The 14,128-nt window shown below is 40.5% G+C and carries 11 protein-coding genes; 7 read left to right on the top strand and 4 right to left on the bottom strand.

The window, feature by feature from the left end; genetic code table 11:
- Positions 1-24: 24 nt before the first annotated feature.
- The 6 genes from EKC99_RS08095 to EKC99_RS08070 all read left to right on the top strand — a co-directional run bounded on the left by EKC99_RS08095 (position 25) and on the right by EKC99_RS08070 (position 7,207).
- Positions 25-1,860: a DUF294 nucleotidyltransferase-like domain-containing protein gene (locus tag EKC99_RS08095; RefSeq protein ID WP_163151363.1), complete on the top strand. Its 1,836-nt coding sequence runs from the start codon at positions 25-27 to the stop codon at positions 1,858-1,860.
- Between the two features lie 11 nt (positions 1,861-1,871).
- Positions 1,872-2,534, top strand: a complete 663-nt coding sequence (locus tag EKC99_RS08090; protein WP_021095291.1) for a 3'-5' exonuclease — start codon at positions 1,872-1,874, stop codon at positions 2,532-2,534.
- Between the two features lie 135 nt (positions 2,535-2,669).
- Complete coding sequence (locus EKC99_RS08085) at positions 2,670-4,220, top strand: fatty acid--CoA ligase family protein (protein ID WP_021095290.1); 1,551 nt, start codon at positions 2,670-2,672, stop codon at positions 4,218-4,220.
- A gap of 253 nt (positions 4,221-4,473) precedes the next feature.
- Entirely contained in the window at positions 4,474-5,454 is a 981-nt protein-coding gene (locus EKC99_RS08080) for an ABC transporter substrate-binding protein (RefSeq protein WP_021093966.1), read from the top strand.
- Between the two features lie 18 nt (positions 5,455-5,472).
- Positions 5,473-6,447, top strand: coding sequence for an ABC transporter permease (locus EKC99_RS08075; RefSeq protein WP_021093967.1), 975 nt, complete (start codon positions 5,473-5,475; stop codon positions 6,445-6,447).
- The gene (locus EKC99_RS08070; RefSeq protein ID WP_163151361.1) at positions 6,413-7,207 is read left to right on the top strand and encodes an ABC transporter ATP-binding protein; all 795 of its coding nucleotides are present in this window, start codon (positions 6,413-6,415) and stop codon (positions 7,205-7,207) included. The genes EKC99_RS08075 and EKC99_RS08070 overlap by 35 nt, the downstream gene beginning before the upstream one ends.
- A 12-nt stretch (positions 7,208-7,219) precedes the next feature.
- Here the strand turns inward: EKC99_RS08070 and EKC99_RS08065 are convergent, their stop codons facing one another.
- Positions 7,220-9,595: an EAL domain-containing protein gene (locus tag EKC99_RS08065; RefSeq protein WP_055440469.1), complete on the bottom strand. Its 2,376-nt coding sequence runs from the start codon at positions 9,593-9,595 to the stop codon at positions 7,220-7,222.
- Between the two features lie 196 nt (positions 9,596-9,791).
- Here EKC99_RS08065 and EKC99_RS08060 point away from each other — a divergent pair, with 196 nt between their 5' ends.
- Positions 9,792-11,756: a methyl-accepting chemotaxis protein gene (locus EKC99_RS08060; protein WP_163151359.1), complete on the top strand. Its 1,965-nt coding sequence runs from the start codon at positions 9,792-9,794 to the stop codon at positions 11,754-11,756.
- Between the two features lie 27 nt (positions 11,757-11,783).
- On the opposite strand, the gene EKC99_RS08055 is transcribed toward EKC99_RS08060, so the two are convergent.
- From EKC99_RS08055 to EKC99_RS08045, 3 genes are all read right to left on the bottom strand, one after another.
- Entirely contained in the window at positions 11,784-13,004 is a 1,221-nt protein-coding gene (locus tag EKC99_RS08055) for an EAL and HDOD domain-containing protein (RefSeq protein WP_075039238.1), read from the bottom strand.
- Between the two features lie 15 nt (positions 13,005-13,019).
- On the bottom strand, positions 13,020-13,580 hold the full coding sequence (locus tag EKC99_RS08050; protein ID WP_075039239.1) for a helix-turn-helix domain-containing protein: 561 nt from the start codon (positions 13,578-13,580) through the stop codon (positions 13,020-13,022).
- Positions 13,581-13,644: 64 nt separating this feature from the next.
- Positions 13,645-14,040 carry an HD-GYP domain-containing protein gene (locus EKC99_RS08045; protein WP_163151357.1) on the bottom strand — a complete coding sequence of 132 codons (396 nt, stop codon included), beginning with the start codon at positions 14,038-14,040 and terminating at the stop codon, positions 13,645-13,647.
- Positions 14,041-14,128: the final 88 nt, after the last annotated feature.

Here is a 14,128-nt window from a genome sequence, read left to right as displayed (position 1 = left end):
GTTTTTATAAGGGAGGGGATATTGATGCATCCATTATTTCAGGGGTTGCCACAACGTGAAATCGAACAGCTTATCGCTGAATGTGAACAAAAGACGTTTGACAAAGACGATCTCATTTTAGGGAAAAATGAGCGGCGCAAAGGGCTTGTTTTGTTGCTTGATGGGGTGGCGGAAGTATACGTTGAGCATGAAGGGTATGACGAAGTGCTTGAAGTCGTACAAAAAGGTGGGATTATCGGGTTTTCAAGCTTAGCCCATTTTTTAGGTGTATCGAAAAACGAAGGAAAAGAAGAGCTCGTTGCTGTGCGGGCGGCGGAACGATGCGAAGTGCTTGTCATGCCGTTTTCTGTGTTAACGCGGTTATGGGATGATCCGAATGTCCATGACTATTTGCTTGCGCAGGCGTGCATCCGTTTAAAAGACGTATATGTGTCGCTTGCTGAACAAGTCAAACAAGCGCGAAAATTTGGCGATTCTACATCATTTGTCGTTCCTGTGCAAGATTTAATGGTACGTAATGTCGTCACTTTACCACCAACGGCAACAGTACAAGAAGCAGCAAAAAAAATGGCGGCGACTCATATTAGTTCGATCGTTGTGACGAATGACCAACAGTTATGTGGTATTTTAACGGAAACGGATCTTGTTGAACGAGTGCTTGGACAGTCTCTTCCGTATGACACACCTATTGAACGAGTGATGACAAAACATGTCGCGACGATTTCACGATTTGCGTATTATTACGATGCGCTTGCCATGATGATTGAGCGTGGGGTGAAACATTTACCTGTTGTCGACGACGGAAAAGTAGAAGGGATTGTGACGTTTTCAGATTTAATGCGAAAGAAAAATGAAAGCATGATGCGCACGATTCAACAAATTGATCATGCGGATGAACATACGCTATCAAAAATGAAAATAGCGATTTACGAGTTGTTGGCGACAATGTTGCGCGATCAAGTGCCGATTGCTCAATGTTTAAATACGATTACGAAACTGTACGATCGACTCGTCTTTCGTTGTTTATCGTTAGCGATCGAACAAGTCGGAGATCCTCCGTGCCGTTTCGCTTTTTACCAGATGGGATCAAGCGGACGGAGGGAGCAGTTTTTATTAACCGACCAAGATCATTTTCTTGTGTATGAAAGCGAGGAGCACGCTTCATATTTTGCAACGCTTGGCGAAGCGATTGTGCGCGTCATGGAGAAAGCGGGATATGAGCGATGCAAAGGGAAGATGATGGCGAGCGAAAACGCATGGCGCGGTTCGCTTGAAACGTGGAAAGACCGATTGCGCGAGTGGATGATTCATGCGACAAATGACAATTTGTTGTTGGCACAAAACTTTTTCTCGTATCGATTTGTATATGGCGATATCGACTTGCATCGTGCGTTTGAACAACAAATTCGTGAGCAGTTAAGCCGCGCAAAAATTTTCTTTTTTCGGCTTGTTGAGATGGAAAGGCAAAATGAAATTCCGACGCTCGATCGTCCGATTCGCTCGATTTTCGGGCTTGAGCGAAAAACAATCGATATGAAAAAAGAAGTGTTATTTCCGTACCATCATAGCATACAAATTTTAGGGCTCATTCATGGAATCGTATCTGGCACACCGTTTGAGCGAATTGAGAAGCTAAAGGAAAAACAAGTGTTATCTCCTGCGTTTGCGAAAGATGTGCAAAAAGCGGCCGAAAACGTGCTAGCTATTTACATTCGCCATAAATGGAATCATTACAAAGCGAATAAACAATCGTCGTCCGTCTTATCGTTTACGACGATGACGACAAGAGAAAAAGATGAACTCATATTAAGTTTAAAAACGTTAAAGCAACTTCAGGCGCAATTATTTTCTCATTTTTAGGGGGGATAGGGGTGTTTTTTTTACGAAAGGCGATTGACTATAAGTTAAATGATAACATCCCGTTATCGACGCCGATTGATGATATTGTTTTTACCGTATTTGATACAGAAACGACCGGTTTTGATGTAGCAACAACGGATCGGTTAATTGAGATCGGCGCGGTGCAAGTGAGGGGAACGACGGTGATAGAAGACGAAACGTTTCATACGTATGTGAATCCGAATCGCGATATCCCACCGGTTATTGTTGAATTGACGAACATTACGGAAGAAAAGGTGAAACATGCGCCGACGGCAATTGAAGCATTGCAACATTTTTTTCAATTTGTTGAACAAAAACAAAGCGTCTGCTTTGTCGGACATTACATTTCGTTTGACTTATTTGTGATGAAACACGAATTGCGCCGCGAAAAAATGAAATTTCGCAAACCGACGTTTATCGATACGCTCGATTTAATTGGCTTTATTGCACCGTCATATGATATGCGCGATTTAGAGCGATATGCCCAGGCGTTCGGTACACGCATGTATGAACGCCATTCCGCCATTGGCGATGCGCTCACGACAGCGTATTTATTCGTTGAGCTGTTGGAACAATTTCGCATGCGCGGCTATCGAACGTGGGGAGAATTGCTGCGCGCCACAGATAGCCAAATGCGATCCATATCTTTTTAATACGGGGCGACAAAGCCTCGTTTTTTTAATTCAATATGTCTCGCTTGCCTGTTTTTTTATTTTAAAATATAATACATTTAGAATTTTTTTAATTTTAAAATGAATGATCATTCATTCACTAAAGGGGTGGGGAAAATGAATTTAGTTTCACGGTTACAACAAATAGCTACGCAAAAGCCAGATAAGCAGGCGTATATGTTTGACCAAACGTCAGCAACGTACGGTGAACTGAACGGCGCGATCATGAAATTTGCGAGCGGACTTGAGAAGCTAGGGGTAAACAAAGGGGATCATGTGGCGCTATTGTTAGGCAATTCACCTTATTTTATCGTCAGTTTATATGGTGCGATGCGTGCGGGGGCGACGGTGATTCCGATTAATCCCATTTATACGGCAGATGAAATTCATTACATTTTAACAAACGGCGATGTGAAAGTTGTCATTGCGCTTGATGTTGTCATGCCGACGCTTATGAAGCTTGACGGACGTTTACCGAATGTCGAGCATATCATCATTTGTGAAACACCGCAAGGGAAAGAACATGGCATCGTCGTGCCGGAAAAAATGAAATCGTTTACAAATGTGCTAGCGACAGGTGATGTGCCGTTCTTCGGGCCAGAGCTTCACGATGATGATGTGGCGGTCATTTTATATACATCAGGAACGACTGGAAAGCCAAAAGGAGCGATGTTGACGCATAAAAATTTATACAGCAACGCCCAAGATGTCGCAGATTACTTAAAAATAAACGAAGATGATCGCGTCATTGCGACGTTGCCGATGTTTCATGTCTTTTGTTTGACGGTGGCGCTCAATGCCCCGCTCATGAACGGTGGAACGGTGCTTATTCTCCCGAAATTTAGCCCAGGGGAAGTATTTAAAGTGGCACGTGAACAAAAGGCGACTGTTTTTGCGGGTGTGCCGACGATGTATAACTTTTTATATCAATATCCAGACGGAAAGGCGGAAGATTTTGCGCATATGCGCCTATGTATTTCAGGCGGAGCATCGATGCCTGTTGCGTTATTGAAAAACTTCGAGAAAAAGTTTCAAGTTATCGTTTCCGAAGGGTACGGACTGTCAGAAGCTTCGCCAGTTACATGTTTTAATCCGCTTGATCGTCCGCGTAAACCGGGCTCGATCGGGACGAGCATTATAAACGTTGAAAATAAAATCGTCAATGAATTAGGAGAAGAAGTGCCTGTTGGTGAAGTCGGAGAACTGATCGTGCGCGGTCCGAATGTGATGAAAGGATATTATAAAATGCCAGAAGAAACCGCGCATACGATTCGAGACGGTTGGTTATATACAGGTGACTTAGCGAAAATGGATGAAGAAAGATATTTTTACATCGTTGATCGAAAAAAAGATATGATTATTGTTGGAGGATATAACGTATATCCGCGTGAAGTGGAAGAAGTGCTTTACAGCCATCCGGATGTCGTGGAAGCGGCAGTCATCGGCGTGCCAGACCCGAATTTTGGAGAGGCGGTAAAATGTTATGTGGTAAGTAAAAATAAACAGTTGACAGAACAACAGCTAATCGCTTATTGTAGCGAGCATTTAGCGAAATATAAAGTGCCAAGTTCGATTGAATTTTTAGAGGAATTGCCAAAAAATACGACAGGAAAAATTTTAAGACGTGCATTAAAAGAACAAGTCATCTCTCAAAGCGGTGCGATGTGAGCACCGTTTTTTTTCAAGATGAGAAAGTATAAAATTTCGGTTTCATGTCTAGCTCCAAGCGCCATCGGCTCGAGTCGCTCCGCCCCACACTGCGGCGGCGACAGCCTCCTCGGTGGGGCTTGTGCGCTCTTCGCCGATAGGCGGGCGCTTTGCGCTTTTCTTATTTTTTTTAGAATTGACTTGATATTTAGAAAATATATTTGTATAATTTAACGCATAAAAGCGAAACAGCGAAAAAGTGAGGGGGATACGAATGAAGTGGTTAAAGACGTGTGGCGCGTTGTTGCTTGCAGGAAGTGTGCTAGCAGGATGCGCTGAAGAAAAAACAACAACAGAAAAAAGCGAGGAGAAAACATATAAAGTTGGTGTGACGCAAATTGTTGAACATCCGTCGCTTGATGCAGCGTTTAACGGATTTAAAAAGGCGCTTGAAGAAAAAGGGTTAAAAGTCGAATACGATGTGCAAATCGCGCAAGGGGATATGAACAATAACCAAACGATTGCCAACAACTTTGTTGCGGATGGCGTCGATTTAATCTTCGCCAATTCTACACCGAGCGCGCTTGGTGCATTAAATGCGACGAAAGATATTCCGATCGTCTTTACGTCTGTGACAGATCCGGTTGGAGCGAAGCTTGTACAATCGATGGAAAATCCGGGTGGAAATGTGACAGGGACAACAGATACACATCCAGATGCCATTCCGAAAACGGTGCAATTTATTGATCAATTTGTGAATGGAAATCGCGTCGGCATGATTTACAACGCGGGCGAGCAAAACTCTGTGGCGCAAATTGATGCGGTGAAAAAAGCGATGGAAGGGACCGACTTAACGATCGTACCTGTTTCGGTGTCGACATCGGCGGAAGTAAAACAAGCGGCGGAATCGTTAGTTGGCAAAGTCGATTGTTTTTACGTCATTACGGACAATACGGTCGTTTCAGCGCTTGAGTCGGTCATTCAAGTCGCGAACGATCAAGATTTACCGCTTTTTGTCGGCGAGTTAGATTCCGTGAAACGTGGCGGTTTTGCGGCGTACGGTTTTGACTACTACGATATTGGCTATGAAGCAGGCGTCATGGCAGCAGACATTTTAGAAGGGAAGAAAAAGCCGTCTGAACTTCCTGTACAATATCCGCAAAAATTGAAGCTCGTCATCAATAAAAAAGCAGCAAAAGAGATGGGTGTCGAATGGCGTAGTGAATGGGATAGCATGGCGGAATTTATTGAATAAAACAAAGGATGGATCCGTATGATTACAGCATTGTTTAGCTCAGTTGAAGCAGGATTGTTATATGCGCTTATGGCGCTTGGGGTGTATATATCGTTTCGCGTTTTAGATTTTCCTGATTTGACGGTGGACGGAAGTTTTGTGACGGGAGCGGCAGTCGCTTCCGTTCTCATCGTCGGTGGCGTCAATCCGTTTATTGCTTCGCTTGCGGCGCTTGGTGCTGGCTTTTTCGCAGGATGTGCGACAGGCCTTTTGCATACGAAGGGGAAAATTAATCCGTTATTATCAGGGATTTTAATGATGATCGCTTTATATTCGATTAACTTGCGCATTATGGATAAACCGAACGTCCCGCTTTTACAACAAGAAACGGTCATGACGATCATCACAAAAGCGTTTCAACGTTTCGATCAAGCGTTGGCAACGATATTTCCTTTCGTTCCGAAAACGTGGGCGATTATCGTTTTTGGGATGTTTTTAGTCGCTGTAGTGAAAGTAGTCATTGACGTATTTTTAAAAACGGAAGTCGGCTTGGCGCTTCGTGCCGTCGGGGATAATAAAAAAATGATTGCTAGTTTTTCAGGCAACACGGACCGTTTAACGATGATTGGTCTCGGCTTGTCAAACGCACTCGTCGCGTTTTCAGGTGCGCTTATTGCGCAATATAGCGGCTTTAGCGATATCGGCATGGGGATCGGCATGATCGTCATCGGTTTAGCGTCGGTCATTATCGGTGAAGCGTTATTTGGGGCGAAAACGATTGTGCGGGCGACGCTTGCGGTGATTTTCGGAGCCATTGTATATCGCATCGTCATTACGCTTGCGTTGCGCGTCCAATTTTTAGAGACGGGCGATGTGAAGCTCATTACAGCGATGATTGTCATTTTAGCGCTCGTCGTTCCGCAAATGGTAGCGGCGCGTGCCGAAAAACAGCGGAAAGCGAGAAAGCGAGGTGCAGCCGTTGCTTCAACTCAAGCAGATTACGAAAGTGTTTAACGAAGGAACGCTCGATGAAAAAGTGGCGTTAAAACATATCGAACTTTCGCTTCAGCCGGGCGATTTTGTAACGATTATCGGCAGCAACGGAGCGGGAAAATCGACGTTAATGAACATTATTTCAGGGAGACTGGCTCCAGATACAGGAGAAGTGGTGATTGACGGGAAAGATGTGACGACGATGAGTGAACACGATCGAGCGCGTTATATCGGTCGCGTCTTTCAAGATCCGATGGCAGGGACAGCACCAAATATGACGATTGAAGAAAATTTAGCGATCGCTTATAACCGAACAGTCAAGCGAACGCTTCGTTTCGGCGTAACGAAAAAGCGGCGCGAATTTTTTAAAGAAACGCTCGCCACGCTTCAGCTCGGATTAGAAAACCGTCTCCATGCGAAAGTCGGCTTGTTATCTGGCGGGGAGCGGCAAGCGTTGTCGCTTTTAATGGCGACGTTTACGAAGCCGCATGTGCTCCTTCTCGATGAACATACCGCGGCGTTAGACCCTGCGCGCGCGAAGTTAATTACAGATTTAACGAAACAAATTGTTGAACAATATCGCTTAACGACATTAATGGTGACGCACAATATGGAGCAAGCCGTCCAATTAGGCAATCGGCTTATTATGATGGACGGTGGGCAAATTATTTTTGAAGCGAGTGGAGAGGAAAAGAAAAAGCTCACTGTCGAAGCGTTGCTTCAAGAGTTTCAGCGCATTCGCGGCAGCCAATTTGCAAGCGATCGCGCGGTGCTCGTATAAAAAATCCCCGAGTTACATCGGGGATTTTAATGTGTTAACCATTTGTTGTAATGATACGATCGTGTTTGGTAGTTGTTCGAGCGATACGGGTCGGCTAAAGTAAAAACCTTGCAGTTGCTCGCACTGTTTTTCAATTAAAAATTGTGCTTGTTGTTTTGTCTCGACTCCTTCAGCGGTAACAGTTAACTGTAAATTATGCGCTAGAGAGATAATGGCGGTGACAATTTCTTTGCTTTTTTCATTGTTTATGATGTTTTGAATAAACGAGCGGTCAATTTTCACTTCGTCGATTGGGAAGCGATTTAAATATTCAAGTGACGAGTAGCTGACGCCAAAGTCGTCTACCGCAATCGAAAAGCCAAGCTGTTTTAACTGTTCTAACGTTTTTACGACGTGCTCAGGATTTTTAATAATCGTTGTTTCAGTAATTTCGAAAATAAAGCATGAGGCGTCACAACGCTCTTCTTGTAAAATATGCTGAATATCTTCGACGAGATGTTCGTCTGAAAATTGTTTGGCGGATAAATTGATGGCGATTTTCATACATCCAGCTACACTTTGACGTAAAAAGGTAAGATCGCGACATGCTTGGCGTAACACCCACTTTCCGATGTCGTAAATGGCATTCGTTTCTTCTGCCATGGGAATAAACTCTGCAGGGCTTACAAAACCAAACTGTGGATGTTTCCAACGAACGAGCGCCTCTACACTAAACGAGCACGCATGGAAATTTACTTTCGGTTGATAAAGTAAGAAAAGCTCTTCGTTTTCTACAGCTGATGAAAGGGCGTTTTCAAGTTGAATTTTTCGAGTAAAAACGTTTGACATATGCGGCTCGTATGGCTTAATAATATTTGTTCCTTCCATTTTTGCGAAATATAATGCTTTTTCAGCATTGTTGATTAGTGTTTCTGCGCACAATTGAGCGTCGAATGCATAGCTAATGCCAATATGAACCCCGATTCGAATCGATTGATTACCGATGGTGTAAGGTTCTTGAAGCGTTTCTTTTATTGTATGCGCAAGCTGTCCCACTTCGTCTTGTTTTTCATACGAAAGGGCAATGATGAATTGGTCACCGTTTATTCTTGTCCACATCACTTTTGTATCAATCGTTTCATGAAGACGGATACCGATTTGTTTTAATAGCTCGTTGCCGTTTTCATATCCGAGAAAGCTGTTAATAAATTTAAATTGGTATACGTCAATTAAAAGAATAGCGACTCCTTCATGTGCAAAAAGAAGATCGGTTAACTTTTCGACAAACTCGTTTCTTTCTATATATGTTTCATCTTTTTGACTTGCGGCAATCGGTTCGATTGGTTTCATGAGCATCAATTCAGTCCGTTTCGGTTCGTATGGAAATGGGAGTACGTCGATGTGTACGGGGATCATTTCGCCATTTATTGCTGTGATGGTTGGTTGTTGGACTGTATTGATCCATTGTTGAATTGGTTTGTTTTTTAAATCGTCAAGCGTCGCTGTTTTAAACATATGAAGGGCAACGGAATTGGCGTATGTGATTTTATCGTCTGTACAAATGATGATTGCATCAGGAAATGCTTCAACAATGTGACGATGCAACTTTTCGCTTTGTTTTAATTGCTTTTGTGTTTGGATGAGATCTGTAATATTCAACAGACTAGCAAAACCTGCAATGATGTTTCCGTTTTTGTCTAACAGCGGAGAAGCATTGACGGAAACGTATATGTTGTCGTTGTTTTTCGTCTTCAGCGTTAAACGAATGGCATGTAACGGCTTTCCTTCGCTTAGTCGTGCTAATGTTTGCTCGATATTTTCTTTATACGCTGGGATGACTTCGGAAAGTGTTTTTCCAACAAGTTCTTTTTTCTGCAATCCGAATAAATGTTCTACCTCTTTATTGATACGAATGATTCGTCCGAATAAATCAAATAAAATAAATGCTTCTTGTGAATGAGTAAATAAAGAATCAATTAATTGAAGCGCTTCTTCTAGCTGCTCTTCTTTTTGCAATATGTCGGTAATTTCACGCGTACATGCGACAATATGTGTGACTTCGCCGTTTTCATTTAAAACAGGAATTAACGTAGATTCCGCAAAACGCACTCCTTCTACGTTCATACGATCGCGAAAGGTAACGAGCGATTTTGTTTTCCATGCTTTTGTATATTGTTCATTTAAATGATTTGCAACGTGATGATCATATATATCTTCGATGTATTTTCCGATATCTTTTTCCGTTAAACTCGCTAAATGGAGAGATGATGGACTAACACGTTCATACCGAAAGCGCGGCCCTTCTTCCACTTTCATTAAAAAGACGATATCAAACAATTGGTCCATGACGTTAAACAAAAGCTGTTCATTTGTAAACAGGGCATGTGGTATATGTATATGTTTTTCCATTCCAAGCCCCTCCTTAAAGAAAAATAGAATATATGTCTATTATTGTCGAAAGATGTTGGTTTTTCAACATATAAAATGAGGATGAATATTTTAAATAAATTGTATCATAATAGTCAAATTTACCTCCTTTTATTACATACTTATTTTATTTATGATAAATACATATATGAAAAATTATCGGCGAGGGGGAAAAGTTATGAGAAGTATTAGGGGAAAGCTACTGTTGGTCATTATGCCAATTGTCATTATTTCTTTATTTTTAGTGGCATATTTGAACCATCAAAAAGCAAAACAGTTTTTAGAGGATCAATTTGAACAAACAGCGAAAGTGGAGCTTGGACGGCTGCAAACTGCGGTCAATCAATGGGTTACGGATCATAAAAAGTTAATTGAAGGATTAAGTAGTGAAGGAGGATGGAATGTTGTCGAACTACAACAAAATGAGAATCGGCTTAAGCATATACAAAAAATATGGTCAACATTTGAATTAATCGCAGTATCTGATCGGACTGGAAAAGCGTATGCAGGCGGAAAGCAATTGGAGATTAGCGATCGCCCATATTTTCAAGAGGCGCTACGTGGAAACACAGTTGTGTCAGATGTCATCGTTTCGCGAGCGACGGGGGAGAAAGTGATCGTCATCGCTTCGCCAATTCGTGAAAAAGGTGAAATTATCGGTGTGCTTCTCGGCACAGTAAAAACAGAAGAAATCACAAATCTTGTTGTTGACGTTAAGGTTGGGAAAACGGGATATGGCTATTTAATTCAAAAAGATGGTGTGCTTATTGCACATCCAAAAAAAGAATATGTGTTAGAGAAAAATTTATTACAAGAAAAAAATGATAAGCTCGTTTCGTTATTAAGACATGCATTAGCTGGCAAAAAAGGAATGGGTATATATGAATTTGAAGGGGTAAAAAAATACGCCTTTTATGCACCAATTCAGTCGACGGGATGGGGACTTGTGCTTACGGTGCCTGTTGACGAGGCGACAGAAAAGTTATATTATTTAGCCATTTTATCGTTTGTTACAGCGGGCGTTGTGATTTTATTTGCGGCTGTTGTCATCGTTTTATTTGCTTCGCGACTCGTCCGTCCATTGCAAAAGTTAAGTCAATTGACGAAAGAAGTAGCAAGCGGTGATTTAACGGTAACGATTGATCATCAAAGTAAAGATGAAGTTGGACAACTCGGGCAATACTTTCAACAAATGGTGCACCATATGCGCAATATGCTACAACAGTTGCATCATTCAGCTGAACAGCTTCGCCAATACTCACAAATGTTTGTCGTTGCTAGCGACGAAACGAAGCAAACAACGAATCAAGTGGCTGTGACGATGAGCGAAATGGCGCACGGTTCAGCAGCGATTGCACATTCTGTTCAAGATGTAACAGAACGAGTGAATCGGATGATGAAAGAATTGCAACTTTTAATAGAAGATGCAGAAAACATGGAACAAGCAATGACTGAAGCTAAGCAAGTGTCATTGCAAGGAGAAATGATTCTCCAAACGATGAGTGAGACAATGATGTCAGCTGCTAGACATTCAAGTGATGCAGTTGAAGCGATGAAACGATTAGGTGAACGCTCAAGGGAAGTGAGAGAAATCGTTAATGTCATTAGTCGTATTACATCGCAAACGAATTTATTAGCATTAAATGCTTCAATTGAGGCGGCGCGAGCTGGCGAAGCAGGAAGAGGATTTGCGGTTGTAGCTGGAGAGGTAAGAAAGCTAGCAGAAGAAACAGAGAAAGCAACAGATCAAATTGCTCAAATGATCCAGCAAACATATCATGATACACAGGAAGCGATAGCTATTGTAGCGGAAGGAAGTAAAGTAGCCAATCTTGCTTTTGAACGAGTAATCGAAGCAAAGCAAGCGTTTCAACACATTTCACAAAATTTAACGAACACGAGTGAACGAAGTGATCGAGTTATTGCTCGTATTCATACAGTGCAAAACGATAGTAAGACAATTGCAGAACATATGCAAGATGTAGCAGCTGTTACAGAAGAAGCATCAGCAAGCATTGAAGAAGTAAGCGCAGCGACAGAACAACAAGCAGCAGCTGCCCATCAAATTTTTGAACAAGCAAAACAAGTAGAAGAATTAGCTGATCAATTAACGGAGATGATGAATCAGTTTAAGGTTAAGTAAAAAAGGCTTCGAGCAAGCCTTTTTTACTTAACTAAATTGGCTACATTTTTGTAGTTGCACAACCCATTCGATACTCTGTTGGTAAATAGCCAACGTTTCTTGGAGAGAGATGCTCAACGTGTTTGTCAAATCGCTTATTTTTTTTGTATCGTTTGTTTCTAATGCGATAACAAGTTCGTATAAAAGTGAATAAATGCAAGAATGACCATTTAGTCCTTGTTGAATTGCTTCGTCAACGTGTAGTTCTTTTAATATTTCATGTAATGGGCGATGAAGTAATAAATGTAAAGACGAACAAATACCCATAAAAAATAAAACATCTTTTTCATCACGCAAATGAATAAGTTCAGCTAGTTGCTCCAATGTTTTTGCACGTACAAGAGAATTAATAATTACTTCATTTTTGAATGGCTCGTTTGGCTCTTGTAACGTTAAAACGGTAAGCCAGCTTTTTAAGTGGTTTGTTCCTAATAAAATCGCTGCATGTCGAATTGATTTGATTTTTGGAGTAGAAGATAAAAAAAACGAATTAACTGTTTTTAATAGCCGATATGTTAAAGAAGGATCGCTTTCAATTGCTGCAACGATTTCTTCAAAGTTTAGTTCGTTTTTATTTAATTGAGTAATTAAAGATAAACGAGATGTGTATGCGATTTTTGGCAACGATTTTTCTTTTACTATAATCGGTTTGCTGAAAAAATAACCTTGAAAATAAGAAAAACCGTTACGAACTGCTTCTTCCAGTTGATCACTCGTTTCAATTTTTTCTGCGAGCAAGTGAATATGGTACATATCAATGTATGGTTTAAATCGTTTATAATCATTTTGCTTTGAGAAATCAATTTTTATTATATCGATGTATGGAAAAAGAGGGATATATTGATCGTAAAAAATAAAATCATCAAGAGCAATCGTATATCCTTCGGCTTTTAGTTTCCTGCAAATGTCTAGCAATCCTTCTGAATATGGGATGTTTTCTAAAATTTCGACGACGACTAAATTTTTCGGAAAATGAAAGGGCAATTGCTTTTTCAATAAAGTTTCTGTAAAGTTAATAAAACAACGAGCACCATTCGTTAATTTTTCAATACCGATGTTCATAAAACTGTTGATCAATACATCAATGGTAGCTTTGTCTCCATCGATCGCATCATAAAAATTTTTGTCTCCACTTCGATATAGCAATTCGTATCCGATGACTTCATAATTTTTATTAAAAATCGTTTGTCTACCTACGTAAATGTCCATATTTTATCCCCCAATTTATAACAAATGGCTAAATTTTGCGATCAACTGCGAACGACGTCTTACCTCAAGCTTTTGAAAGACGCTATTAATATGATTTTTAATTGTATGTTTGCTTAAAATAAGTTCTCTCGCAATTTCTTGATTACTATATCCTTTCATTAATAGAAAAAAGACTTGTTTTTCTCGTTCGGACAGTTGGTCAATTTGGTCTGCTAATAATTTTTCTTTATACTCTTTTTGAATCATTAGTTCAAATAACTTTATGAGACACTCAATATAATGATGCACTGCAAGATGATAAGGATGTGCAACAAATAGTAAAGCTCTCACATCTTTCAAATTTGTTTCGATAGGAAAAACATCCCATTTTGTAGTGCCATACTGCAATAATGTAGGCGTTGATATACGGAGTGAATCTTCTTTTATTGTCGATTCATTTTTGTAAAAAAAATATTTCACATCGTCGGATAAATGATGTGAGAAAATGATCGCTTCATTCATGATTAAAACAGTCGGGCGATTAATTTGTTGTTCAAAGCAAGAGAGAGTTGATTTTAATAAGTTCGTACAGTTCAATGAACGTTTCTCCTTTCTATCCCAAGAAAAAAGCGATACGAAGTCTTACATCTTCTTATCGCTACTATACCATATTTATTTCTTTTTTAGTTAATAAATGGGTAAAAATATGGACGATTTCTGCATCCCATTTCGTTCCACTTTCTTCTCTTAAAATACGAATGGCTTCATATTTACTTTTATTATTTCGATATGGTCGAAATGACAACATTGCATCGAAAGCATCAGCAACAGAAATAATTTTAGCGAGCAAAGGAATTGCCTCGTGATTTATTTGATATGGATACCCTGTGCCGTCTATATATTCTTTATGATAGAGAATAGCATATAACAAGTCTTTATTTGCAGTTTGAAACATGGCTTTTGTCAAAAGGTAACTGATCGTCGGATATTGCTTTATAATTGAAAATTCATCTTTAGATAAAGGCTCTTTTTTTAATAAAATATAGTCAGGTATCACGGCTGTTGATTATCCAAAATTATGAATACTTCTCCCATAAAAATGGGCATGCTCAAATAAGACAGATACCATCTCTGATTTCCAATCG

Source organism: Anoxybacillus sp. MB8, assembly GCF_011006755.1.
In the GTDB taxonomy this organism is placed as follows: Bacteria; Bacillota; Bacilli; order Bacillales; family Anoxybacillaceae; genus Anoxybacillus; species Anoxybacillus gonensis.
Note: the sequence above shows the minus strand (reverse complement) of the source record. Positions and strands in the feature narration are given on the sequence as shown.